This is a genomic window from Streptomyces sp. NPDC051173, from assembly GCF_040689515.1.
Lineage (GTDB): Bacteria > Actinomycetota > Actinomycetes > Streptomycetales > Streptomycetaceae > Streptomyces.
In genome coordinates, this window is record NZ_JBFBBD010000006.1 from 61,648 (window position 1) to 85,460 (window position 23,813).

Below are 23,813 nucleotides of genomic sequence, written 5' to 3' on the forward strand. Positions count from 1 at the left end.
CATGAAATGCCGGACGGGCTTGCCGCGCACCGCGACAAGCCCGTCCCGAGCACCGGGGTCACGACTCCAGGTCGGCCTGGGTCGTGCCGTCGTGCGAGAGCCAGTCCGTGAACGCGGACTTGCCCGAGCCCGTGTGCCGGGCGCTGCTGAGTCTGCCGTCCATGCCGAGGACGACGGCGACCGTACGGCCCTTGGCGTCCTGGGTCATGCCGGCCGTGCCGCGGTGCGGTATGCCTTCGTCCGCCCAGGGGCCGGGGCGGCCCGAACCGGCCGACAGCCGGACGAGGCCCTTGCCGTCCCGCGCGGCGAGCACCGTCGCGGTGCCCGCCTGGGCGAGCGCGACGCGGCCGTAGCCGCTGACCGAGGCGCACTCCGCGGAGACCTTCCAGCTGTCCGTCAGCCGGTCGGCGACAACTATGCGGGAGGTGTCCGGCTGGCGCATGGCCATGCGTATGCCGCCGCCGGAGAGGGGGGCCAGGGACAGCGGGCCGGTCGTGGCGGGCAGCCGCGTCGGGGCGGCCGGCTGCAACGGCCCGTCGGGGCCCTGGGACATCCAGTGGTGGACGGTCTTGGTGTCGGCGGCGACGACATGGATCCGGCCGTCGCCGTCGACGACGGCGTCCAGGCCGTCCTCCAGCCTCGTCCGCGGCCCGGCCGCCGGCAGCGGGGTCCAGCCCGTCCAGCCGTTGCCGCCGGTGCCGCTGCGGAAACTGATGCCACCGTCGTAGTTGCGGACGAGGACGAAGACCGTACCGTCCTTGGCCACGACCGCGACCGGGTAGCCCACCTCCATCGAGCGGCGGGGGTCGTCCTCGGGGGAGTCGAGGGACTGCCAGGGACCGAACGCCGGGGCGCCGCCCGGGCCCTTGCCGCTCTGGAGGGCGGTGACGACCTCACGGCGGTGCGGCTTGTCGTTCACGGGGAGCACGGTGCGTATGGAGAACAGCTGGAGCGAGCCGTCCTGATGCCGCACCGCCTCTATCTGGCCCTCCAGCATGCTGCCGCCGACCGCGACGGGCGCGGACCAGATGCCGCTGCCCGCCTTGCGCTCGGTCCAGCACTGCGCGGCGCCGTCGAGGATCCCGAAGGCGGCGAGCCGGCCGTCGGGCAGCGGCTGCACCCAGCGCATGGTGCCCGGGGCGCGGTGGCGGCAATTGCTCGACCAGCCGTGGTACTTGGTGGCGGACAGATTGCCGACCTTGCGGTCGCCGCAGCCCGCGGGGTCCCCGCAGTTCTTGCCGTGGTCGGCCCAGCCGTAGATGTCGAGGAAGGTGACCTTGCGGTCGGTGGTGGCCTTGTCGAGGTTGCTGCGCAGCACGTCGACCTCGTAGCCGACGTAGCTCTCGACGGCGGTGGGCCGGGAGTGCTTGCGGCCCCAGTATTCCGCGAGGGCGGCCTGGGCGAAGAAGGCGGAGGTGGTGTGGTCCTGGTGGTCGTGGCTGTAGATGCCGTCCAGGACCGGCGGGGTGTTGCGGTACTCCGGCTGCCTCGCCAGGTGCGCGGGGTTCGGGTCGAGGGTGCGGACCACGGTCGGCTGATAGCGCTCGAAGACGGCGGCGAGCGTGTCGATCAGCTGCCGGCGCCCGTACTGGTAGGTGCGGGTGACGGGGCCGCCCGTCGGCGTGAGCGTGGTGAGCCTGGGCGTCGCCCCGAGCCACAGGCCGCGCAGGCTGTCCTTGTGCGGGGAGCGCAGCGACCGCGCCTCGATCAGCTCGACGAAGATCATCTGAACGTGGGGGGCGGCGCGCAGCGTCTGCAGCTCGACCTCGAAGCCGGGCAGGAGACGCAGGGTCTCCACGTCCCAGGGGCTGAGGGAGTTGCCGGTGGCCATCTGGGCCGTCGCCTCACGGAAGCCGTTGACCCGGGCGCGGACGAACTCCGGCCGCTTCATCGGCATGCGGTCGTAACCACGGGCCTTGGAGAGCGCGTTGCGGCCGTCGGACTCGCCGCCGGTCAGGCACACGGTCACGGCGGGCGCGCCGCTGAGTATGGACTGCTCCAGCTCCGGGTTCATGAAGTAGAGCGAGTCGTCGGGGTGGGCGATCACATGGACGAACGACGCGGACGTCGACGTCTTCGCGGCACGCACCGGGGCGCCGCCGTCCGTGCCGGTCTTCTTGACCTCGGGAGCCAGCCACTGCCAGGCGCCCACGGCACCCGCTCCGACGACAAGGCCCCCGCCGGCGACCTGAAGCACTCGACGACGCGGTATGTGCCCTGGCACAGGTGTCCCCCTACTCTCCTGCGCCAAGAGCGCGTGGTGATCAAACAGTCGAACGCGATGGGGACGGGAACGGACCACCCCCTGATCGAGAGTTCGATCCTATGACCCGCCACCTGCCGTTTCCCTGCTGTTTTGTAACAGCCGCCGCACGGCCGGATGTAGGTTCCCAGGCGGTTGGGCAACGCGACCCCCTGGACGCAAGGGCCCGGAACCCGGGCCCGGGGCGGGCCGCGAGGGCCTCAGGCCGTGCCGGACCGGTCGGCGTCGTGGGCGAGCAAGGCGATCTGGACCCGGTTGTTGAGATCGAGCTTCGTCAGGATGCGGGAGACGTGTGTCTTGACCGTGGCCACGCTCATATACAGCGCGGCCGCGATCTCCGCGTTGGACTGCCCGCGCCCCACGGCGGCCGCGACCTCCCGTTCCCGTTCGTTCAGCAGGGCCAACTTGCCTCGCGCCTCACTGCCATGAGTGTCCACCCGCTCACCGTCCGTCACCCTGGCGATCAGTTGACGTGTCACGGTGGGGGAGAGCACCGGCGCCCCCGACGCCACCCGGCGCACCGCGTCGACGATCTCCGCGGGCGGGGTGTCCTTGAGGACGAACCCGGCGGCCCCCGCCCGCAGGGCGCGCAGCACCTGCTCGTCCGCGTTGAACGTGGTCAGCACGATGACCTCCGGCGCGTGCTCCCGGCCGCGCAGCAGCTCGGTGGCGGCCAGCCCGTCCATCGACGGCATGCGGATGTCCATCAGCACCACATCGGGCGAGAGCCGGTCGACGAGGCCGGCCACCTCGGTGCCGTCGGCAGCCTCACCCACGATCGCTATGTCCGCCAGACCGCCCAGCATGAATGACAGCCCGGCCCGGACGAGCGGGTCGTCGTCGACGAGCAGGACACGGATCGGCCGGGGCGGCGGTGCGGTGGTCATACCGGCCACGGTAGCCAGCCGCGGACCCGGAAACCGCCGTCGGGTGCGGGTCCGTGCTCGAGCCGACCGCCGGCCAGGGTGGCGCGCTCGGCGAGACCTATGAGCCCCTGCCCGGATCCGGGCACCGCCGCGCCCTCGACCGACCCGGGCGGATTGGTGACCACCACGGTGAGACCCTCGGCCGGCGAGCCCCCGACGACCACGCCCACCTCCGCGCCCGGGGCGTGCTTCCGGGCGTTGGTCAGGGCCTCCTGGACTATCCGGTAGACCGTACGGCCCGTGGCCGCGGGCACCCGCAGCGGATCGGCCACCTTCTGGTCGAGGCGGACGGCCATGCCCGCCTGCCGGGACTCCTCCAGCAACTCCTCCAGCGCCGCGAGGGTCGGCTGCGGCCGGTCGGCGTCCGGCCCGGACCCGGCGCCGGGCGTGCCCTCGGAGGCGGCGGCGCTCTCGGGAGCCCGCAGCACGCCGATCACCTCCCGCAGATCCTGCAAGGCCTGGTGCGCGCTGCTGCGGATCACGCCGGTGGCGCGCGCAAGCTCGGCGGGGGGCGCGTCCGGCCGGTATTCCAGGGCGCCCGCGTGCACGCACAGCAGCGACAGCCGGTGCGCGAGCACGTCGTGCATCTCCCGTGCGATGCTCTCCCGCGCGAGGCGCTGGGCCCGCTCGGCCCGCAACTCGGCCTCGGCCTCCGCGCGCACGGCGCGCTCGCGCAGCGACAGCACCAGCTGCCGGCGGGACCGCACGAACATGCCCCAGCCGATCATGGTGAGGACCAGCAGCATCCCGATCGCGGACGCCCCCATGAACCCCAGCCCGGGATCCGGGCGGACGATGGCCTGGACCGGCTGGCTGGCCAGCGCCAGCCCGCCCGCCACCGCCACCGCGCGGAACGGACGGTGCACCGCCACGCTGAACACGGCCACCAGCAGCGCGCCCGCCGCGCACGGTGTCACGGCGCTCACCACCGCCAGCGCCACGGCCAGCTCGGTGGGCCACCGCCGCCGCAGCCACAGCGCCGTGCAGGCCGCGGCCCCCACTATCTGATCGACGAGGAGGGCCCCGTCCGACACCTGGGCGGACGCCCGCGCGTCATCCGCCACCAGCAGTCCGAAGAGGGCGGCGAAGGCGAGGCACACGATGTCGACGGCCCAGTCGCGCGCGGTCCGCCGCGCCCGCCCGCCGCCCGCCCGCGGCTCCATGACCGCGGACGGCAGCAGCCACGGATAGGCCGCGTCCGGCTGGATCATGTCTTGTGCCCGCTCGCTGTTCATGCACACAAATCTACTGAGCGGCCGGTCCTCGCGGGGGCGCCGGACAGCGGCCCGCGACCAAAGTCGCACGACCGCAGACTTTGGTCGGAACGGGCCCGGTGAACCCGCTACCTCCGGTCGTGGACCGCCGACCTCCGGGCGATGTCCGGGCCGCGCGGTGGCGGGAGGATCGTGGTCATGAAGAAACTGCTGGAGGGCGTCGGAGCCACTCTCCTCATCGCGGGCATCAGCACCGTCGTCCATGAATGGACCGGCTGGTTCCGGATCTGGGGCGTCGTGCGCTACATCGGATTCCTCAAGGGGTACGAGATATACGCGGGCATCCTGCTCGCCGTGCTGGGCGTGGCCGTGCTGATCGCCTCGGACTCGGTGAAGGGCGAATCCGGGAAGTGAGGTCAGGCGGGGCCCGACAGGGAAGGAATGACCCGGACCAACCCCACGAGGAAAGGCATGGATGACGATGGCGGACATCTCCGGGCTCGTCGCGGCCCTCGGCCTCCGGCCGCACGTCGAGGGCGGGTGGTATCGCGAGACGTGGCGGACCACCACCGAGGCCTTCCCCGACGGATACGGCGGCCCGAGGGCCTATGCGACGGGGATCTACTACCTGCTGCACCCCGGCGAGGCATCGCGCTGGCACCGGGTGCGGTCGGACGAGCTCTGGCTGTGGCACACGGGCGGCCCGCTGCGGATCAGGCTGGGAGGGGAAGGGAAGGTCCCGGGCGAGGGCGGGACCACCGAGGCCGTGCTGGGCGCCGCGGTCGACCGGGGCGAGCGGCCGCAGTTCCTGGTCCCCGGCGGCCGCTGGCAGTCCGCGGAGCCGGCGGGTGACGAACCGGTGCTGGTCTCCTGCGTGGTGGCCCCGGGTTTCGACTTCCAGGACTTCGAGGACTCCGAGGAGAAATAGAGGACTCCGAAGAGACTCCGAAGAGACCCGAAGAGACCCGAAGAGACCCGGAGGGATCCGAAAAGATCCGAAAAGATCCGAAAAGAAATGGAGGGGAAAGAGGTGGTGGCCAGCGGAGCTTTGACCGGCTGATGTGACTGATGCGACTGGCGGTTCGCGCACAAGTGATCGCGTCGCACGCCTGCGCGACTCCGTCAAACCCCTTGCCACATCAGTCAGATGGGCGTCAGGGCCGGTCGGTGACGGGCACCTCCCACGGTCTATCGTGGGCGACATGTCCGCCCCTGAACTGATCCGTATCGTCTCCCGCGACTCACCCATGGCCCTGGCACAGGTGGAGCGCGTACGGGCCGAGCTGACCGCGCTCCATCCCGGCATCCGTACCGAGGTCGTCCCCGTCAGAACGACCGGCGACAAATGGATGGGCGACCTCTCGCAAGTGGAGGGGAAGGGGGCGTTCACCAAGGAGGTCGACGCCGCCCTCCTCGCCGGTGAGGCCGACCTCGCGGTGCACTGCGTCAAGGACATCCCCGCCGACCGGCCGCTCCCCGCGGGCACGATCTTCGCGGCCTTCCTCAAGCGCGACGACATCCGCGACGCGCTCGTCCACCCCGGCGGCCTCACCCTGGACGCGCTGCCCGCGGGCACCCGCGTCGGCACCTCCTCCGTGCGCCGTACCGCCCAACTCGCCGCTTCCCACCCGCACCTCGAGTGCGTACCGATGCGCGGCAACGCCAACAGGCGCCTGGAGAAGCTCGCCGCGGGCGATGCCGACGCCCTGCTGCTCGCCGTCTCCGGCCTGGAGCGCATCGGCCGCGTCGACGTGATCAGCGAGACCCTGTCGGTCGACATCATGTGCCCGCCGATCGGGGCGGGCGTCCTGGCGCTCCAGTGCCGTGAGGGCGACACCTCGGTCATCGACACGGTCAGCGGCCTCGGCGACCCCGCCACCTACCGCGAGACGACCGCGGAGCGGATGTTCCTCCACGTCCTCCAAGGCCACTGCAACAGCCCCATCGCCGGATACGCGCGGGCCGAGCGTGGCGGCGATCTGTCGCTGCGGGCAAGGGTGTTCACCCCCGACGGCAAGACGGTCCTCAACGCCCACGAATGGGCCGGGCCCCTCGACCCCGCCACTCTCGGCACCTCGGTGGCGGTTGCCCTGCTGCGCCAGGGCGCGCGCGAACTGATCGACAGCATCGCGCACTGAGCAGCCCCTCGCGCCGCGCCCCGGAGCCCGGTCCTCTCCGGACAGAGGGCCCTGGCCCGACCGGGGCGCTCCGGGGCCCGTACGGTGTTGATCATGTTGAGAAAAGCTTCTCTCCCGAACCGGAAGACATCGCGGCGGTCCTTCGTGGCCGCCGCCCTCCTGCTGGCCTTCGCCGCGCCCTCCGTGCCGGCCGCCGCGGCGGACGCGCCGGGCAGGTCCGTCGTCGAGACACCCGCGCCGACGACGCGGCAGCCGCTCGGCACGAAGACCCTGCACCTGGTCGACAGCTCACGCGTCGACCCCTGGAAGCCCGCCGCGGGCCACCGCGAGCTCATGGTCTCGCTCTGGTATCCGGCCCTGCCCTCCCGGGAGACCCCGGCGCCGTACATGTCGCCCGCCCTGTCGAAGGCGATGCTGGGCAGTGACGCGCTGGCCGGTGTCCGGACCCACGCGGTCGCCGGCGCGCGCCCCGCGCCGGCGGCCAGGCCGCTGGTCGTCCTGTCGCCCGGCTTCGGGATGAGCCGGCTGACCCTCACCGGGCTCGGCGAGGACCTCGCCTCCCGCGGCTACGCGGTCGCCGCGCTCGACCACACCTACGAGGCACCGGTCGAGTTCCCCGGCGGCCGCGTCGAACCCTGCCTGATCTGCCAGAAGATGGACCCGGCCGCCGTCGTCCGCAACCGCGCCCAGGACATCCGGTTCCTGCTCGACCAGCTCACCGGCCCCCGCGGTCAGCTGCGCGTCGACCGGCACCGGATCGCCGTCGCGGGGCACTCCATCGGCGGCGCGAGCGCGGTCGAGGTCATGCGCGACGACCCGCGCGTCGACGCCGCGGTCAACCTCGACGGAGACTTCTTCACCGAGCCGCCCGCCAAGGGCCTGAACCGGCCGGTCCTGCTCCTGGGCGCGCACCGGGCCGCGGACGCCAGGGACTGGGAACGCAACTGGAGCCACCTGACGGGCTGGAAGCGCTGGCTCGACGTGCCCGACGGCGGTCACATGACCTTCACCGACGTCCCCTGGATCGTGGACCGCTTCGGCATGCCCGCGCAGATCCCGCCGAAGGACGTACCCGGCTCGTTCGGGACCCTCCACGCCGCCCGTGCGACAGCGCTCACCAGGGCGTATGTGGCCGCCTTCCTCGACCGCCAGCTGCGCGGCAGGCCGAGCCCGCTGCTCGACCGGCCGTCGGCGGCCTATCCGGAGGTCAACATTCTCAAGTAGCCCCCGGCCCTGACCTTCAGGGGGTGTAGCTGGTGCCACCCCCACAACGGATACCAGTGGGATCGATCGCGGCCTTCCCGCACGCGAGCATCTGAGGCGTAGGAAAAACGCCCCAGGAGGATCGATGTTCGAGTTCAGGAAGTCGCGGTCGGCCCGCTCCGCCGTGACGGGTGCGATGGCGACGGCGATAGCGGTCGCAGTGCTTCCGGCGGCCACCGCGGTCGCGAAGACCCCGGGGCCGCCGCCCGTACCGCAGCGCTACACCGCGCAGAAGCTCGCGTGGCAGCCCTGCGGATCGGGCGGCTCGCTGGAGTGCGCGCAGATGAAGGTGCCCCGCGACTGGTACCACCCCGGCACGGGTGAGGACCTCACCATCGCGGTGTCACGGCAGCGGGCGAGCGACCCGGCGCAACGCCGGGGCGTGCTCATGATGGCCGCGGGAGGCCCGGGCGGGCAGGGGCTGCCGCGCCCGGCGAGCCTGGTGAAGAAAGCGCCGTCCATCGGCGCGGCCTACGACGTGGTGAGCTTCGACCAGCGCGGTGTCGGGCAGAGCTCGCGGGTGCGGTGCGAGACCGACGCCGAGTTCCAGGACTACTTCGACGGCGACTCCCGGGACCGCTCGCCCGCCGCCGTGCGGCGCGAACTGGACAACGCCCGCAAGTTCGTGGACAGCTGCCGCGCACGCAGCGGCGACCTGATGAACTACATCACCACCGACCAGACCGTCCACGACATGGACCTCTACCGCACGCTGCTCGGCGAGAAGAAGGTCTCCTACTACGGGCCGTCCTACGCCACGGTGATCGGCGCGTACTACGCGACGGAGTTCCCGCAGCGGGTCGAACGCGTCGTGCTGGACAGCAACATCGACGCCGCCGGCACCTGGGCGGAGCACGAGGAGGGCCAGCCGCTGAGCTTCCAGCGCCGCTTCGAGCAGGACTTCCTGCCGTGGCTCGCGAAGTACGACGACACCTACCACTACGGGCGCACCGCCGCCGAGGCCGGAGCGAAGTACGAGAAGCTGCGCGGCGCGCTGCACGACCACCCGCTGCCGATCGCCGAGGGCAAGGCCGTCATCGACCCCAACCGGCTCGACAGCGTCGTCATCTCGGCGATGTACAACGGGAGCAACTTCCCCGCCCTGGCGAAGTCGCTCGCCGCCCTCGACCACTGGGACCGGGCGACCGCCGACGAGCGGGCGATGATCGACAAGGGCTTCGGGCAGTCCGCGAGCGCGGACTTCTTCGCCGAGTTCTTCTCGGTGACGTGCAGCGACACCCCCTGGAACCGCGACACCGGCCACTGGGTCAAGAGCGCGGCCAAGGACGCGGCGAAGTACCCGCTCGCCGGGGCCAGGGAGCTCACCTACACCGCCGTCTGCGCCAACTGGCCCGAGTCCAAGGCGCCGCAGATCAAGATCACAGGCAAGGGCCTGCCGCCGATTCTGATGCTCAACGGCCGCCACGACCCGGCGACGCACTACGAGGGCGCGCTCCGAGCGCACCGCGCCCTGCGGGGTTCGCGCCTGGTCACGGTCGACGGCGGCGACCACGGGCAGTACCAGGACGGGAGCGCGTGCGTGGACTCGGTCGTGAACGACTACCTCCTCAAGGGGAACCTCCCGGCGCGCGACATCACGTGCCACGGCGCTCCGCTTCCGGTACCTGGGGGCCAGGGCTAGGCGGAGTCCGGGCCGGCCTTGTCGGCCGGGTGCGGGTGCGCGATTCATCCCGTGGGGGGCACCGACGGCATCGCCGCCGCAGGTGGCAATGGACCCGCACCCGATCACAAGGTCTGCCGGTCAGGCCCTGAGGGTCCGCCTCAAAGCCGCCGTTCCAGGAAGTACCCGGAGAGTGCGACGAGTTCGTCTCTCGCGCTCTCCACCAGTGGCACCGAGTCCAGGCAGTCGTACGCCGCCGCCACATGCCGCCGGGCGTCCTCCATCGTGAACTCCCGGCCCCCCGCGGCCTCCACGATCGCGGAAGCCGCGGCCGCGTCCGCCGTGGACAGCGGCTCCGGCGAGCCGAGCAGCCGGGCGAGCCGCTCGGCCGCCGTGCCGTCCAGGGCCATCGCGGCCAGCACGGGCAGCGTCTTCTTCCGGCGGCGCAGATCGCTGTGGACGGGCTTGCCCGTGGTCCGCGGGTCGCCCCAGATCCCGAGCAGGTCGTCCACCGCCTGGAACGCCAGCCCCAGCCGCCGGCCCGCCTCCGACAGCGCCCCCACCACCGGCGGCGCGGCACCCGCGAGCACCGGGCCCAGCGCCATCGCGCACCCGAGCAGGGCCCCGGTCTTGCGGTCCGCCATCGCCCGGTACTCGGGTATGCCGACCGAACCCGGCCCCGTCCACGGCCGGGACTCGAACAGCAGGTCGTCGGCCTGGCCGTGGACGAGATCGCCCAGGGTCTCGGCGAGCCGGCCCACGGCCGCCGCTCCGTGCCGACCGCCGGTCCCGGCCAGCGTCTGCACCCCGAGGGCGAAGAGCGCGTCGCCGGTCAGCACGGCCGGGCCCGTACCGAACGCCTTCCACACGCTGTCCCGGTGCCGCCGCCGCTCGTCGCCGTCCATGATGTCGTCGTGCACCAGGGAGAAGGTGTGGATCAACTCCACGGCGACAGCGGCGGCCACGCCCGGCTCCGCCGGCGCGCCCACCGCCTCGGTGGCGAGGACGGCGAGTGCCTGTCGCACCCCCTTGCCGCCGGCGCCCGCGCTCGGCGTGCCGTCGGCGTCGCACCAGCCGAACGAGAACGACGCCATCCGGCGCGGCTGGGGGTGCAGGCTCTCGACGGCCGCTCTGAGCGCGGGTTCGACGGACGCCCGGCAGCGCGCGAGGGCGCTGGGCGCGGTCGTCCGTGGTCCGGCGTGCGTGGTCATGGCGGCTTCTTTCTGTGGCGGTTCTTCTGGTGTTGGCGTCTGTGTACGACCCGCAGACTGGACACGGCTGAGTGGGCTTGACGAAGTGCGGTTCGGTAGCGTCCCGAAGGGGCGCGGGACTGTGACATCGTGCGGCTCCGCCGCGCGGGCGCGACCGGCCACGACCCACCCGCGGACGATGCACCGGACTTCCAGCGGAGCGCTCAGGCGTCAGCCGGTGGGCAGGACGCCGAGTTCGGCCCGTGCCTTGTCGACCATGTCCCGCGCGTGCAGCAGCCCGATCGCGCCGAGCGTGCGGTGGAGTTCGTCGAGGTCGGCGGCGGTCTCCGCCGTGTCGCGGCCCAGTCGGGCCCGGGCCTTGACCCACCCCAGCCGGGCGAGCGCCGTACCGCGCGGCTCGTCCATGGCCCGGAACTCCTCCAGGGCGCCGCTGTAACAGACCTCGGCCTCCGCGTAACGCCCCGCGCGGAAGAGGACGTTGCCGCGCATCTTGTGGTTGTACGCCAGCGCGCTCACCAGCCGCATCTCCCGGCAGGTGGCCTCCGCCTCGGAGAGCAGCGCCAGGGCCCGCTCGGTCTCGCCCCGTACGGACAGCACGTCCGCGATGCCCCGCAGGGCCCAGGCGCGGCCGCGGGCGTCGTCGGCTCCGCCGGCTATCGCGGCCGCTTCCTCGAACATCGCCAGGGCGGTGTCGTACGAACCGGTGTTGCGGTGCATCTGCGCGATGCCCTCCAGCGCCCACACCGTGTGCCGGGCCTCGCCGCGCCGCCTGGCCTCGGCGAGCAGCTTCTCGTGCAGTTCGCCGACGGCCTGGTAGTCGCCCTGTATTCGGCCCGTCTCGGCGAGCCCGGCGAGGGAGTAGCCGCGGGCCACGATGTCCCCGCCCTGCTCGGCGAGTTCGGCGGCCAGGGACAGCCAGCGCCAGGCCAGGGCGAGCGCGCCGCGCTGCCGGGCGAGGGTCCCGCCGCTCCACACCGCCCAGGCCATCGCCCCGCGGTCCCCGGCCCGCCGCGCCGCGCGGTAGCTGGCCTTCCACGCGGCCTCCGCCTCCGCGACGCGGCCCAGCCGCCGGTACGCCTCGGCGACGGCGAGCCCGGCGTGCGCCGACTCCAGTGCCTCGTCGCCGAGTTCGGCCTCCCGGCGTCTCGCCAGAGCCGTCTGGAGGACCTCTTCCAGCGAGGCGTTCACCGAGAGGTCGCCCAGCGAACCCCGGTATTCGGGTGCGAATGCCTTGCCGTACATGGTCTGCCTCACTTCGGGTCGATCGACGGCGGGTCAGCCGCTGATCAAGAAGCTATGGCGGGGGAGGGCGGCCCGGCATCCGACCAGGAGCCCGTGTGCCGTACATCCGAAGACCGGCGGACGGGCGCCGGGTCATACGCGAGATGTACGAATACCCCTGACGGGTCTCGGGGTTACCCAGGGAAGTCCGGTGTGGGATTCCTGCCATTGTCAAGGGCCGCGAGCACGATCTTCCGGACAGCCGGATGGGGGGCCCGAACCCTTCCGGCGAGTGACGGCGCACTCCCGCGGAACTGATAACTTCAGGGCGTTACCCACTTGACACCTCGATAAGGATGCGAAATTGGCTCGCCTTCGGCTCCGCCGTTTAAACCGTCTCGCAGGGAGTGCGGCGGCCTCGGCCATAGCGCTCGCCGTGCTGCCCGCCGCGCCGGCCATGGCGGACTCCGCCGACGGCTCGGGCACGCCGCACCTCGACGCCGTGGAGCAGACACTGCGTCAGGTCTCGCCGGGGCTCGAAGGCGACGTATGGGAGCGCACCAGCGGTAACAAGCTGGACGCCTCCGCCGCCGATCCGACGGACTGGCTGCTCCAGACCCCCGGTTGCTGGGGCGACGACAAGTGCGCCGAGCGCCCGGGCACGAAGCGGCTGCTCGCCAAGATGACCGAGAACATCTCCAAGGCGAAGCGCACGGTCGACATATCCACGCTCGCGCCCTTCCCCAACGGCGCCTTCCAGGACGCGATCGTCGCGGGTCTGAAAGCGTCCGTGGAATCCGGCAACAAGCCGAAGGTCCGGATACTCGTCGGCGCCGCCCCCGTCTACCACCTGAATGTGGTGCCGTCGAAATACCGTGACGAGCTCAATTCCAAGCTGGGCAAGGCCGCCGGCGATGTCACGCTGAATGTCGCGTCGATGACCACGTCGAAGACCGCGTTCTCGTGGAACCACTCCAAGCTCCTCGTCGTGGACGGCGAGTCGGCGGTCACCGGTGGCATCAACGGCTGGAAGGACGACTACGTCGACACGGCCCACCCGGTGTCGGACGTCGACCTCGCGCTGACCGGCCCCGCAGCCGGCTCGGCGGGACGCTATCTGGACACGCTCTGGTCCTGGACGTGCCAGAACAAGGGCAACATCGCGAGCGTCTGGTTCGCCTCGTCCAACGGCGCCGGCTGCATGCCGACGCTGGAGAAGGACGAGAACCCCAAGGCGGCCGCCGCCACGGGCAATGTGCCGGTGATTGCCGTCGGCGGTCTCGGGGTCGGCATCAAGGACAAGGACGCGTCCTCCTCGTTCCGCCCGGAGCTGCCGAGCGCCTCCGACACCAAGTGCGTCGTGGGTCTGCACGACAACACCAACGCCGACCGTGACTACGACACGGTCAACCCCGAGGAGAGCGCCCTGCGGGCGCTGGTCGGCAGCGCGAAGAGCCACGTCGAGATCTCCCAGCAGGACCTCAACGCCACCTGCCCGCCGCTGCCGCGCTACGACGTCCGCCTCTACGACGCCCTGGCCGCGAAGATGGCGGCCGGCGTGAAGGTCCGCATCGTGGTCAGCGACCCGGCCAACCGCGGTGCGGTCGGCAGCGGCGGCTACTCGCAGATCAAGTCGCTGTCCGAGGTCAGCGACCTGCTGCGCAACCGCCTGGCGCTGATCACCGGCGGGGAGCGGGGTGCCAAGGCGGCGATGTGCTCCAACCTCCAGCTCGCCACCGCCCGTAGCTCCGACAGCGCCAAGTGGGCCGACGGCAAGCCGTACGCGCAGCACCACAAGCTGGTCTCCGTGGACGACTCCGCCTTCTACATCGGTTCCAAGAACCTCTACCCGTCCTGGCTCCAGGACTTCGGGTACATCGTGGAGAGCCCGGAGGCGGCCAAGCAGCTCGACGCCAAGCTGCTCGCCCCGCAGTGGCAGTTCTCCAAGGCGACCGCCACGTTCGACTACGAGCGAGGCGTCTGCCAGGGCTGACCCGGCCCATGACGGAGGAAGGCTCCTGCCGGACGTCCGGCAGGAGCCTTCCCGCATGCTCAGCGCGTGGTCAGCGCGTCGTCAGCGCATCGTCGCCAGGGGCGCCGACAGGCGCGACGGCGTGGTGCCGGGCACCACGCCGCAGTACTCCGCCTGGACCAGGGCCATGGGATCGCCCGTCCAGTCCGCGTTGAGATTGAACGCCGCGGTGTGCCGGCCGTCCGGCGTCGAGGCGACGACCGAGGTCGATCCGGGGATGCCGCCCTCGTGGCCCCACACCTTCACCCCGCACGACAGCGTCGTGGTGAAGACGCCGAGCCCGTACGCCATGTCGGGGCTCTCCCCGCCCGTCGGCACCGTGGTCAGCAACTCCCGCTGCTGGCGCTCCGGGAGGAGCTTGCCGCCGATCAGCGCGTGGTAGAAGCGGTTGAGGTCGCCCGTCGTGGAGATGATCTCGCCCGCCGAGTACGCCCACGACGGGTTGAAGTCCGTGACGTCGTGGATCTTCGCGTCCGGGGCGCTGTCCAGCTTCCCGTACGCCCGTCCGTGCGGGTTCGGCATCCACGGCGAGGTGCCCGGCAAGGTGGTGGCCCGCAGGTGGAGGGGATCGAGGACGCGCCGGGTGACCTCGGAGGCGTACGAGTGGCCGGACACCTTCTCCACGATCATGCCGGCCAGGACGTAGTTGGTGTTGGAATAGTGCCAGCCCGCACCGGGCCGGAAGTCCGGCGCGTGGGCCATGGCGACGTCCACGAGCTGCCGCGGGGTGTGCACGTCGAACCGGTGCTGGTAGAAGCCCGAGGTGAGGTCTTTCCGGAGCGCCGCGTCCTCGGTGTAGTTGAAGATCCCGCTGGTGTGGTTGAGGAGTTGACGGACCGTGATGTCGCGCCCGTCGTGGCCGTGCCCCCGGACCACGCCCGGCAGCCAGCGGTCGACCGTGTCGTCGAGCCGGATCCTGCCCTCGGCCTCCTGCTGGAGGAGGACGACGGAGGTGAACGCCTTGGTGATGCTGCCGACCCGGAAGCGGTCCTCCGCCGCGCGCGGCCGGTGCGTGGTGCGGTCCGCGACCCCCGCCGACCCCTGCCAGATCCCGTCCTCCCCCACACTCCGCCCCAGCACTCCGGGCACCCCGGCCCGCACCTGGGCCTCCATCGCGCTACGGGTGGCGGCGTGCGGATCGGTGCCGCGGCCCGCGGCCGAGGCGGGTGCGGTGAGGGCGGTCGCGGTCACCGCGGCGGTGGCCAGTGCCCCCATCAGCGCTCTGTGAATCGTGCGTACCTTCATGCTCTTCGGCCCCTCCCTTTCCTACGGACAGGTGCACGGAGCAGGACTCGTCCAACGCCCGGCCGGTTGAGCCGCTTTGGCCGCGGGGCCGGAATCCGGCCATGCGCGGCCCGTCCTCCAGGGGGAGTTTCCGGAGCGCTCAAAGGCGACTAAAATGGGCATACCGTCGTGTGAACGGGGGTGATCAGCGGAATGGACGTCGAAGAGGTCTGGCGGACGGCCGGCGCCGAGCGCCGGAGCCTCGCCGACCTGCTGGACCGGCTCTCCGACGAGGAGTGGGAGCGGCCCTCCCTCTGCGAGGGCTGGCGCGTGCGTGATGTCGCCGCCCACCTCGCCCTGTCGCGCACCGGCCCCGGCGCCACGCTGATCGCTCTCGTACGGGCGCGGGGCAGCTTCCACCGCATGGTGCGCGACACCGCCCGGCGGTACGCCGCGCGGCGGCCCACCGCGGCGCTGGCCGCCGAGATCCGGCAGACGGCCGGATCCCGCCGCCATGCCGTCGGCACGAGCCACCTGGAGCCGCTCCTGGACGTCCTCGTGCACGGCCAGGACATCGCGCTGCCGCTGGGCAGGCCGCGCGAGATGCCGCCGCGAGCGGCGGCCGCCGCCGCCACCCGCGTCTGGACGACGGGCTTCCCCTTCCATGCCCGGAAGAACCTCTGGGGCCTGCGCATCGCCGCGACGGACACCGAATGGGCCGCGGGGGAGGGCCACGAGGTGGAGGGCCCGATCGGCTCGATCCTGCTGCTCCTCACCGGCCGCCCGGCCGCCCTCGACCGGCTGTCGGGGGCGGGGGCGGAGGAGCTGCGCAGGCGCCCTCAGTGGGAGCCGGGCGCCGGCAGCACCCCGTCGAGGATGTGCCGCACCCCCCGCAGATAGCCGTGCCGCCCCTCGGCCCCGGCCGGGCGCTCGCCGTCGGCCGCGATCCGGTCCTCCGGCGGCGGACCGCCCGGCCGCGGCACGGTCGCGAGGATCTGCCCGGTCGTGTAGTACCAGATCGTCCGGTGCGCCTCGACCGCCCGTTCCCGGCTGAGCCCGCAGCCGACGAGCGCGGCGACGATCTCCTCCGTCATCCACACCGCGGGCATGCCCGCAGGCTCCCCGCGCGCCACGATGGGCACCACCCACGGGTTGCTCACGAACGCCTGGTGCATCAGCCCGCAGACCGCGGCCAGCCGCTCCCGCGGCTCCTCCGGAAGCTCCGGCCGCGGCAGCGTGCGGGCCGCGTGCTCCAGGGTCAGCGTCAGCAACTCGTCCTTGTCCCGCACGTGGTGATAGACCGCCATCGCCGTGCTCCCCAGCGCGCCGGCCAGCCGGCGCATCGTCAGGTTCTCCGCGCCCTCCTTGACGATGATCTCGTAGGCGGCGGTGACGATGTGCTCGCGCGACAGCCGGGACGGCCGTCCCCGCTTCGGGCGTTCGGGTGTGCTGCCGGTCAGTGTTCTGCCCTCTTTCGTACGCGTGCCGCCGGGTCCGCCGCCACCGGGCGCGCGAGGGCGCCGCGCGGAGCGTTCCCGATCTTCGCAGGCGTCCGAGGATACTGTTTCCGTATGCGTACGGTAACGCGCCGTCGCGCCAGGGGGACCGGCCGGGGAAGAGCGGGTGGGCCGCGCGGGCCGCGCGTGTAGCTTTGCGTACAGCCGTGCCGACGACCCGCGCGGCATTGCGCTCGTCACCTGCGCGTGTACTGCCGTGCCGGTACCGCCCTACCGATACAAAGGACGCCCCACCCATGCCGTACGTGCGCCACTGGTTGCGCAACTCCATCCTGCTGTTCGCGCTCGCGATCACGCTGGGACTGGTCGCCGCGCACACCCACCTGATCCAGCCGCACGACCTCGGGCTGGACCGCACGATCCAGAAGCTCCGCACCGGCTGGCTGAATCACACGATGGAGGGGGTCAGCTATCTGGCCTCGCCGGTGGCCGGAGTCGTGATCCTCGCGGTCTGGAGCGGCTGGCTGCTGTTCGTGCGGCGGCGGCCGATGCGCGCGGTGGCCACCTTCCTCGTCGTCGCGGTCGGCTGGAACAGTACGCAGCTGGCGAAGGCCATCGTGGCCCGTCCCCGGCCGCCCCGGGAGTTCATGCTCGACCCCGAGATCGGCTCCAACAGCTTCCCCAGCGGCCACACCGCCTTCACCGTCGCCGCGGTGGTCGCCGCGTACTTCCTCCTCCGCGAGACCCGTCACCGCCGGACCGTCCTGGTCTGCGGCGTCCTCGCGGTGCTGCTCGTCGCCTTCTCCCGGATGTACGTCGGCGCCCACTACCCCACGGACACCCTCGGCTCGGTGCTGATCGCCGGTTCCGCGATCTTCTTCGTGACCGGCATCTGGCACGCCTGGCTGCTGCCGCGGCTGCACAAGCTGCCGCTGATGGAGCGCTTCGGGCTTTCCCGTGAGCTGGGCGAGCAGGACGCGGCGCACGCCCACGGGGCCGTGCCGAGCGGGCGCAGGCGGGCCGCGGGCAGCGGCTCCGCGCCCACCGGCGGACGCCACCGCAAGCACGCGGGGCGCTGACGCCTCCACCGGAAACCACCGGGAACCAGCAGAATCCAGCGGGCCGGTCGCCAGGGGCGGCCGGCCCGCCGTCGTTCCCGCCGCCTTCCGGATTTCTGCAACGGGTTCTAGTGTGTGCGCCGTCACCCGCGGCGACGGCGCGACCTTACGGAGGGCCCATGGACCTCGACCACACACCGGAGCAGCGGCGGCTTCGCGCCGGACTGCGGGACTACTTCGCCACTCTCGTCCCCGACAACGCCTACGCCCGGCACACCGACCCCGCCCTGCAGAAGCGCTTCTACCGCGACACCATCCGCCGGCTCGGCGCCGACGGCCGCCTGGGCGTGGGCTGGCCGAAGGAGTACGGGGGCGGCGGGATGACCCCGATGGAACAGTTCGTCTTCTTCGACGAGGCCGCACAGGCCGGGGTGCCCCTGCCGCTCATGGCGCTCAACACCGTCGGACCGACGATCATGCAGTACGGGACCCCCGAGCAGAAGGCGTACTTCCTGCCCCGGATCCTCTCCGGGGAGATCGACTTCGCCATCGGCTACAGCGAGCCCGACGCGGGCACCGACCTCGCCTCGCTGAAGACCCGCGCCGTGCGCGACGGCGACGACTACGTCGTCAACGGACAGAAGATCTGGACAACCAACGGGGACACCGCCGACTGGATCTGGCTCGCCGTGCGCACCGCCCCCGTGGAGGAGGGCGTACCGCCCCACCGCGGCATCAGCATCCTCCTCGTGCCGACCGGCGCCCCCGGCTACTCGTACACCCGCATCGACACCCTCGCCTCCCACGGCACCACCGCCGGGTACTACGAGAACGTCCGCGTCCCCGTCCGCAACCGCGTGGGGGAGGAGAACAAGGGCTGGCGGCTGATCACCACCCAGCTCAACCACGAGCGCGTCACCCTCGCCGCCCACGGTGCCACCGCGATCCGCGCCCTGCGCGACGTCCGGCGCTGGGCCGCGGCCACCCGGCTGCCCGACGGCCGCCGCGTCGCCGACCTCGGCTGGGTCCGCGGCCGGCTGGCCCGCACGCATCTGCGCCTCGACGCGATGAAGCTGCTCAACTGGCAGATGGTGGACGCGCTCCAGCGGGGCACCCTCACCCCGCAGGACGCCTCGGCCGCCAAGGTCTACGGCTCCGAGGCGCGCCGCGACGCCTACGCCTGGCTGATGGAGATCCTCGCCGCCGCGGGCCCCCTCAAGGAGGGCTCGGCGGGCGAGGCCCTCCACGGCGAACTCGAACGCGGCTACCGCAGCGCCGTCATCTTCACCTTCGGCGGCGGCAACAACGAGATCCAGCGCGAGATCATCTCCTGGATCGGCCTGGGGATGCCGAGGGTGCGGCGCTGAGCCTGACCGCGTTCAGCTCCCGGCCGGCGTGCGCAGGGCCAGGATCGCCATGTCGTCATGGCCGTCGCCGGGGCGGGCGTCCGCCACGGCCTGGGCCAGGACGGCCAGGGAGTCTTGGGCGTGCGCCGCGGCGACGTCCGCGACCATGCGCAGGCCCTCGTCGAAGTCGCGGCCCGGGTGCTCGACCAGGCCGTCGGTGAACATCAGGACGGTCGCCCCCGGCGGCAGCACGTGCCGGTGGTCGCGGCGGACCAGCCCGGCGTCGACCCCGATCGGCACGTCGGCGTCGGCGTCGAGGAAGCGCGTGCCGCCGTCCTCGGCCACCACGAGCGGCGGCGGATGGCCCGCGCTGCTCCACAGGAGCGACCAGCCGCCCTCGCACGGCGCGATGCGGGCCACGCACACGGTGGCCATCGTGGGCTCCGTGACGGCCTCCAGGGTGCGGTCGAGGCGGCTGAGCAGCTCGCTGGGCAGCGCGTCGGAGTCGAAGGCCAGGGCCCGGAGCATGTTGCGGATCTGCGCCATCGTGGCGGCGGCCCGCACGTCGTGGCCGAGGACGTCGCCGACGATCACCACGCGGGTGCCGTCGGGCAGCACCATCGCGTCGTACCAGTCGCCGCCGAGCAGCGCCGGGTCCGCCGCGGGCTGGTAGACGGCCCAGGAGCCGAAGGGGGAGAGGTCGGGCAGGCTCGGCAGCAGCAGCCGCTGGAACTGCTCGGCACCCGCGCGCACCTGCCCGTACAGGCGGGCGTTCTCGATGGCGACACCGGCCGCGCCGGCCAGCGCGATCACCACCGCCTCGTCGGCGGCGTCGAAGGCGCCGCTGTCCTCGCGGTCGGTGAGGTAGAGATTGCCGTAGACCTTGCCGCGCACGGTGATGGCGACCCCGAGGAGCGAGCGCATCGGAGGGTGGCCCGGCGGGAACCCCGTCGCCTGCGGATGCCCGGGGATCGCCTCGACCCGCAGCGGCCGCGGGTCGCTGATGAGCAGGCCCAGCAGCCCCTGGCCGTGCGGGAGCGCCACCCCCGCCAGCCGCTGTCTCTCCTCCTCGGACAGGCCCACGGGGATGAACTCGGCGAGTTCGGTGCCGTCCTCGTCGAGGACGCCGAGAGCTCCGTAGCGGGCCCCGACCAGCTCCATGGCGGTGGTCACGATGCGGCGCAGCACCACGGGGAGGTCCAGCTCCCCGCTGACCGCGAGTATCGCCCCCAGTAACCCGCGCATGCGCTCCTGCGTGCGGGCGAATTCGGCCAGCTGCTGCCCGAGCCGGTCGAGGTCCTCGTCGAGGGCCGGCCGGTGGCCGGTGAGGTCGCGGTGGGGGTGTCCGTTGTCTGTCTCGCTTGTCGCCACCGCTCAGACACTAGTGAATCGGCCGCTCCGGGGTGGGGAATGACCGTATGTCAGTACGGTGGCCGTGGTGCGGCCGGCGGCACGCTCCGGCACCCCCGCGCGGCGGCGTGAACCGGTCACGGACGTGCCCGGGCGGACCCGGCGTCCGGGGCCTCGGTGCGCGCCCCTCCCCGAACGGTCAACCACCCGTGTTCCGCGGGGGATTGAGCGGCCCCGGCAGCACGTATCGTAGGAGCCGCAGCCGACCACCGGAGGTGTGCCCATGCCGCAAGCCGACCCCGGGCTCTTCGGGCCCGCCTCGGTCGCCTGGCAGCTGCACGGTGACCCGATGATGTGGATCGCGGGCATCCGCGCGCTGTGGCTCCAGGCGCTGCACCCGCGCGCGGTCCGCGGGGTGACGCAGAACTCCGATTTCCGGCAGGACGCCTGGGGGCGGCTGCGGCGGACCGCGAACTTCGTGGGCACCACCATCTACGGCACCACGGAGGCCGCCGAGCGCGCGGGCGCGGGCGTCCGCGGCATCCACCGGCGGCTGTCGGCCACCGACCCGGACACCGGCGAGCGCTACGGCGTCGACGACCCCGAACTGCTGCTGTGGGTGCACTGCGCCGAGGTCGATTCCTACCTCCAGGTCGTCCGCCGCTCCGGCATCCCGCTCACCGCGGCCCAGGCCGACGCCTTCCTGGCCGAGCACCGGGCCTCCGCCCGGCTCGTCGGCCTCGACCCCGCCGGCGTCCCGGCCTCGACGGAGGCGATGGCGGCGTACTTCGAGAAGGCGCGGCCCGGCCTGGCCCTCACCCCGGAGGCGCGTCAGGTCGACGCCTTCCTGTGCCGCCCGCCGGTGCGCCCCCTGCTCAGACCCGCGCGCGCCCTCGTGTGGGGGACGGTGGCCTCCCTCGCCTACGGGGCGCTGCCTCCCTACGCGCACGAGCTCTACGGGCGCCCGGCCCCGCCCCCTCCCGTCGTCACCCGCCGCCTGCGCCGCGCGGGTACCGTCCTGCGCTCCGTCCCCGCCACCGTACGATGGCAACTCCCGCCCAAACACATCCTCCGGGCCGTCGGCAGGCTGGGCGCCGGTAGCCGCCCTTCCTCCTACAACCTGCAAAGACGGGCCGCCATACTGGTCGGGCCGGGGGAGGCACAGCGACGCGACGGGGGCGGCGGCGAGGGATGGTGGAATCCAGGCTGATCCAGGGCCGGTACCTGCTGCTCGAGCGGATCGGGCGGGGCGGCATGGGCGAGGTGTGGCGGGCCCGCGACGAATCGCTCGGCCGCCAGGTGGCCGTCAAGTGCCTCAAGCCGATGGGGCCCCAGCATGAGCAGTCCTACCTTCGCGTGCTGCGCGAGCGGTTCCGGCGCGAGGCGCGCCTCGCCGCGGGGCTCCAGCACCGCGGCATCACCGTCATCCACGACTTCGGCGAGTCCGACGGCGTGCTCTTCCTGGTCATGGAGCTGCTCGACGGCCGCAACCTCAGCGAGCTCATGGAGGACAACGACCAGCGTCCCCTGCCCGTGCCCGAGGTGATCGGGATCTCCGAGCAGGTCGCTGCGGCCCTCGCGTACACCCACCGGCAGGGCGTGGTGCACCGGGACCTCAAGCCCGCCAACATCATGCGGCTCACCGACGGCGCCGTGAAGATATGCGATTTCGGGATCGCCCGCCTCGGCCACGACATCGGCTTCTCCGCGCCGTCCTCGCGCCTCACCGGCACCGGCATCGCCATGGGCACCCCGCACTACATGTCGCCCGAGCAGATCGGCGGCGGCCAGGTCGACCACCGCAGCGACCTCTACTCCCTGGGCTGTGTGCTCTACGAGATCGCCACGGGCGCCCCGCCCTTCGACATGGACGACGCCTGGGCCGTCCTCGTCGGCCACCGCGACACCCCGCCCACCCCTCTGCGGGAGATCCGTCCCGAACTGCCGGAAACGTTCGAGGAGATCGTCCTCGACCTGCTCGCCAAGGACCCCGACGCCCGGCCGCCCGACGCCGGTGTCCTCCACGAACGGCTGCTGGAGCTCGCCCTGTCCGGGCACGCCACCACCGTGCCCCGCACGCTCCCCGAAGCCCGCCCGCGCCCCCTGCGCGCTTCCGTACGCCTGCCGGAACCGCCCCGGCTCCCGCACTGGGCCCGGAACATGACCACCGGTTCCAAGGCGACCGGTCCCGGCGTCCTGCCCGCCCCGCCCCCCGACCCGGCCGCCTCGCTCACCGGAGCCTGGACCGGGCCCGCCGCCGTGCGCCCCGAGGCCGCCGCGCCGCCGTCCCCCGAGACCGTGGCCGACCTCGCGACGCGCCATCAGGAGGCGCTGCGGCTCGGCAGGCTGGGCCGCTGGACCGAGTCCGGCGAGGCGCACCGCGAGGTCGCCGCCGAGCGTGAACGCGCCCTCGGCGCCGACCACCCCGACACCCTCGCCAGCCGGTACGAGGCCGCCTTCACCCTCAGCAGGCAGGGCCGCCCCGCCGACGCGCTGCGCGAGTACGCCCGCGCCGCGGCCGGACGCGAACGCGCCCTGGGCGCCGACCACCCGGACACGCTGGCCGCCCGCCAGGAGACCGCGTACGTGCTCGGACAGCTCGGCCGGTACGCCGAGGCCCACGACGTCTACGCCGCCGTGCTCGCCGCCCGCGACCGCGCCATGGGCCCCGAGCACCCCGACACCCTGCGCTGCCGCCACAACCTCGCCTTCAACCTGGGCCGTCTGGGGCGGCTGGAGGAGTCGTACGGCATGGCGCGCGAGGTCGCCGACGCCCGCGCCCGCGTCCTGGGCGCGAGCCACCCGGACACCCTCGTCACCCGCTACGAGGTCGGCTACGCCCTCGGCCAGCTGGGCCGCTGGACCGACGCGCTGCGGACCTACCGCGAGGTGGCCGCCGCCCGGCAGCGCGCGCTCGGCGCCGACCACCCCGACACGCTCGCCGCCCGCTACGAGGCCGGCATCTGCCTCGGCCGGCTCGGCCGCAGCACGGAGGCGCTCCGGCTCTTCCGCGACCTCGTGGACGAACGCACCCAGGCCCAGGGGCAGGAGCACCCCGACACCCTGCGGGCCCGGCACTGCCTCGGTGTCAACCTCGGCCGGCTCGGCCGCTGGGAGGAGGCGCTCGCCGAGGCGCGCGACGTGTGCGCGATCCGCGAGCGGGTGCTGGGCGCCGAGCACCCCGAAACCCTCGTCAGCCGCCGGGAGACCGCGGTCGCCCTCGGCTGGCTCGGCCGCTGGACCGAGGCGCTCGCCCGCTACCGCGAGGTGGCCCAGGCCCGCCAGCGGGTGCTGGGCGCCGACCACCCCGACGCCCTGGCCAGCCGCGGCGACGAGGCCCACTGCCTGGAACAGCTCGGCCGCTCCGCCGAGGCCGTCGAGCTCCACCGCCAGGTCGCGGCGCTGCGCAGGACGCGGGCCACCCGTGGGGAGCCGTACCGGAGATGAACCCCCGGATCTGACGTCGCGTCAGAAAAACTCTTCCCTCGC

General features: G+C 72.8%; 19 protein-coding genes. 11 read left to right on the plus strand and 8 right to left on the minus strand.

Features of this window, described 5'->3' with window-relative positions; all coding sequences use genetic code 11:
* Positions 1-58: 58 nt before the first annotated feature.
* The 3 genes from AB0435_RS06045 to AB0435_RS06055 all read right to left on the minus strand — a co-directional run bounded on the left by AB0435_RS06045 (position 59) and on the right by AB0435_RS06055 (position 4,424).
* Complete coding sequence (locus AB0435_RS06045) at positions 59-2,152, minus strand: PIG-L family deacetylase (protein ID WP_366426315.1); 2,094 nt, start codon at positions 2,150-2,152, stop codon at positions 59-61.
* 311 nt (positions 2,153-2,463) lie between these two features.
* Positions 2,464-3,150 carry a response regulator transcription factor gene (locus tag AB0435_RS06050; protein ID WP_366002572.1) on the minus strand — a complete coding sequence of 229 codons (687 nt, stop codon included), beginning with the start codon at positions 3,148-3,150 and terminating at the stop codon, positions 2,464-2,466.
* The gene (locus AB0435_RS06055) at positions 3,147-4,424 is read right to left on the minus strand and encodes a histidine kinase (protein WP_366426316.1); all 1,278 of its coding nucleotides are present in this window, start codon (positions 4,422-4,424) and stop codon (positions 3,147-3,149) included. The genes AB0435_RS06050 and AB0435_RS06055 overlap by 4 nt, the downstream gene beginning before the upstream one ends.
* Before the next feature lie 177 nt (positions 4,425-4,601).
* Between AB0435_RS06055 and AB0435_RS06060 the strand changes: the two genes are divergently transcribed.
* The 5 genes from AB0435_RS06060 (at position 4,602) to AB0435_RS06080 (ending at position 9,446) form a co-directional block, all read left to right on the plus strand.
* A complete protein-coding gene (locus AB0435_RS06060) occupies positions 4,602-4,817 on the plus strand; it encodes a hypothetical protein (protein ID WP_366002570.1) in 216 nt (71 codons plus the stop codon).
* Positions 4,818-4,878: 61 nt separating this feature from the next.
* Positions 4,879-5,331 carry a cupin domain-containing protein gene (locus AB0435_RS06065; protein WP_366002569.1) on the plus strand — a complete coding sequence of 151 codons (453 nt, stop codon included), beginning with the start codon at positions 4,879-4,881 and terminating at the stop codon, positions 5,329-5,331.
* Positions 5,332-5,605: 274 nt separating this feature from the next.
* Positions 5,606-6,541 carry a hydroxymethylbilane synthase gene (gene hemC, locus AB0435_RS06070; RefSeq protein WP_366002568.1) on the plus strand — a complete coding sequence of 312 codons (936 nt, stop codon included), beginning with the start codon at positions 5,606-5,608 and terminating at the stop codon, positions 6,539-6,541.
* A gap of 144 nt (positions 6,542-6,685) precedes the next feature.
* Positions 6,686-7,765, plus strand: a complete 1,080-nt coding sequence (locus tag AB0435_RS06075; protein WP_366002567.1) for an alpha/beta hydrolase — start codon at positions 6,686-6,688, stop codon at positions 7,763-7,765.
* Positions 7,766-7,889: 124 nt separating this feature from the next.
* Positions 7,890-9,446, plus strand: coding sequence for an alpha/beta hydrolase (locus AB0435_RS06080; protein ID WP_366002566.1), 1,557 nt, complete (start codon positions 7,890-7,892; stop codon positions 9,444-9,446).
* Positions 9,447-9,586: 140 nt separating this feature from the next.
* Here AB0435_RS06080 and AB0435_RS06085 read toward each other — a convergent pair whose 3' ends face one another.
* Positions 9,587-10,636 carry a polyprenyl synthetase family protein gene (locus AB0435_RS06085; RefSeq protein WP_366426317.1) on the minus strand — a complete coding sequence of 350 codons (1,050 nt, stop codon included), beginning with the start codon at positions 10,634-10,636 and terminating at the stop codon, positions 9,587-9,589.
* Between the two features lie 210 nt (positions 10,637-10,846).
* Positions 10,847-11,878: a tetratricopeptide repeat protein gene (locus AB0435_RS06090; protein WP_366002692.1), complete on the minus strand. Its 1,032-nt coding sequence runs from the start codon at positions 11,876-11,878 to the stop codon at positions 10,847-10,849.
* Between the two features lie 415 nt (positions 11,879-12,293).
* Here AB0435_RS06090 and AB0435_RS06095 point away from each other — a divergent pair, with 415 nt between their 5' ends.
* Positions 12,294-13,850 (plus strand): phospholipase D-like domain-containing protein, encoded by a 1,557-nt coding sequence (locus tag AB0435_RS06095; RefSeq protein WP_366426318.1) that lies wholly within the window; start codon positions 12,294-12,296, stop codon positions 13,848-13,850.
* A gap of 81 nt (positions 13,851-13,931) precedes the next feature.
* On the opposite strand, the gene AB0435_RS06100 is transcribed toward AB0435_RS06095, so the two are convergent.
* Positions 13,932-15,134: a serine hydrolase domain-containing protein gene (locus tag AB0435_RS06100; protein ID WP_366426319.1), complete on the minus strand. Its 1,203-nt coding sequence runs from the start codon at positions 15,132-15,134 to the stop codon at positions 13,932-13,934.
* Between the two features lie 180 nt (positions 15,135-15,314).
* On the opposite strand from AB0435_RS06100, the gene AB0435_RS06105 reads away from it, so the two are divergent.
* Complete coding sequence (locus tag AB0435_RS06105) at positions 15,315-16,013, plus strand: maleylpyruvate isomerase family mycothiol-dependent enzyme (RefSeq protein ID WP_366426320.1); 699 nt, start codon at positions 15,315-15,317, stop codon at positions 16,011-16,013.
* Here AB0435_RS06105 and AB0435_RS06110 read toward each other — a convergent pair.
* Positions 15,953-16,798, minus strand: a complete 846-nt coding sequence (locus AB0435_RS06110; protein WP_366002561.1) for a TetR/AcrR family transcriptional regulator — start codon at positions 16,796-16,798, stop codon at positions 15,953-15,955. The genes AB0435_RS06105 and AB0435_RS06110 overlap by 61 nt on opposite strands.
* 68 nt (positions 16,799-16,866) lie before the next feature.
* Between AB0435_RS06110 and AB0435_RS06115 the strand changes: the two genes are divergently transcribed.
* Both AB0435_RS06115 and AB0435_RS06120 read left to right on the plus strand, forming a co-directional pair.
* A complete protein-coding gene (locus tag AB0435_RS06115) occupies positions 16,867-17,649 on the plus strand; it encodes a phosphatase PAP2 family protein (RefSeq protein WP_366002560.1) in 783 nt (260 codons plus the stop codon).
* Between the two features lie 158 nt (positions 17,650-17,807).
* Complete coding sequence (locus tag AB0435_RS06120; RefSeq protein WP_366426321.1) at positions 17,808-18,995, plus strand: acyl-CoA dehydrogenase family protein; 1,188 nt, start codon at positions 17,808-17,810, stop codon at positions 18,993-18,995.
* A 12-nt stretch (positions 18,996-19,007) separates the two neighbouring features.
* Here the strand turns inward: AB0435_RS06120 and AB0435_RS06125 are convergent, their stop codons facing one another.
* Entirely contained in the window at positions 19,008-20,345 is a 1,338-nt protein-coding gene (locus tag AB0435_RS06125; RefSeq protein ID WP_366002558.1) for a GAF domain-containing SpoIIE family protein phosphatase, read from the minus strand.
* 262 nt (positions 20,346-20,607) lie between these two features.
* On the opposite strand from AB0435_RS06125, the gene AB0435_RS06130 reads away from it, so the two are divergent.
* Both AB0435_RS06130 and AB0435_RS06135 read left to right on the plus strand, forming a co-directional pair.
* The gene (locus AB0435_RS06130; RefSeq protein WP_366002557.1) at positions 20,608-21,534 is read left to right on the plus strand and encodes an oxygenase MpaB family protein; all 927 of its coding nucleotides are present in this window, start codon (positions 20,608-20,610) and stop codon (positions 21,532-21,534) included.
* Positions 21,516-23,771 carry a serine/threonine-protein kinase gene (locus AB0435_RS06135; RefSeq protein ID WP_366426322.1) on the plus strand — a complete coding sequence of 752 codons (2,256 nt, stop codon included), beginning with the start codon at positions 21,516-21,518 and terminating at the stop codon, positions 23,769-23,771. Before AB0435_RS06130 ends, AB0435_RS06135 begins: the two co-directional genes overlap by 19 nt.
* Positions 23,772-23,813 lie beyond the last annotated feature (42 nt).

Coding starts and splice junctions, on each gene's coding strand:
- AB0435_RS06050 (WP_366002572.1), bottom strand. CDS start 3,150: ATGACCACCGCACCGCCGCCCCGGCCGATCCGTGTCCTGCTCGTCGAC.
- AB0435_RS06080 (WP_366002566.1), top strand. CDS start 7,890: ATGTTCGAGTTCAGGAAGTCGCGGTCGGCCCGCTCCGCCGTGACGGGT.
- AB0435_RS06115 (WP_366002560.1), top strand. CDS start 16,867: ATGCCGTACGTGCGCCACTGGTTGCGCAACTCCATCCTGCTGTTCGCG.
- AB0435_RS06065 (WP_366002569.1), top strand. CDS start 4,879: ATGACGATGGCGGACATCTCCGGGCTCGTCGCGGCCCTCGGCCTCCGG.
- AB0435_RS06120 (WP_366426321.1), top strand. CDS start 17,808: ATGGACCTCGACCACACACCGGAGCAGCGGCGGCTTCGCGCCGGACTG.
- AB0435_RS06135 (WP_366426322.1), top strand. CDS start 21,516: ATGGTGGAATCCAGGCTGATCCAGGGCCGGTACCTGCTGCTCGAGCGG.
- AB0435_RS06085 (WP_366426317.1), bottom strand. CDS start 10,636: ATGACCACGCACGCCGGACCACGGACGACCGCGCCCAGCGCCCTCGCG.
- AB0435_RS06055 (WP_366426316.1), bottom strand. CDS start 4,424: ATGAACAGCGAGCGGGCACAAGACATGATCCAGCCGGACGCGGCCTAT.
- AB0435_RS06090 (WP_366002692.1), bottom strand. CDS start 11,878: ATGTACGGCAAGGCATTCGCACCCGAATACCGGGGTTCGCTGGGCGAC.
- hemC (WP_366002568.1), top strand. CDS start 5,606: ATGTCCGCCCCTGAACTGATCCGTATCGTCTCCCGCGACTCACCCATG.
- AB0435_RS06110 (WP_366002561.1), bottom strand. CDS start 16,798: ATGCCGCGCGGGTCGTCGGCACGGCTGTACGCAAAGCTACACGCGCGG.
- AB0435_RS06130 (WP_366002557.1), top strand. CDS start 20,608: ATGCCGCAAGCCGACCCCGGGCTCTTCGGGCCCGCCTCGGTCGCCTGG.
- AB0435_RS06060 (WP_366002570.1), top strand. CDS start 4,602: ATGAAGAAACTGCTGGAGGGCGTCGGAGCCACTCTCCTCATCGCGGGC.
- AB0435_RS06100 (WP_366426319.1), bottom strand. CDS start 15,134: ATGAAGGTACGCACGATTCACAGAGCGCTGATGGGGGCACTGGCCACC.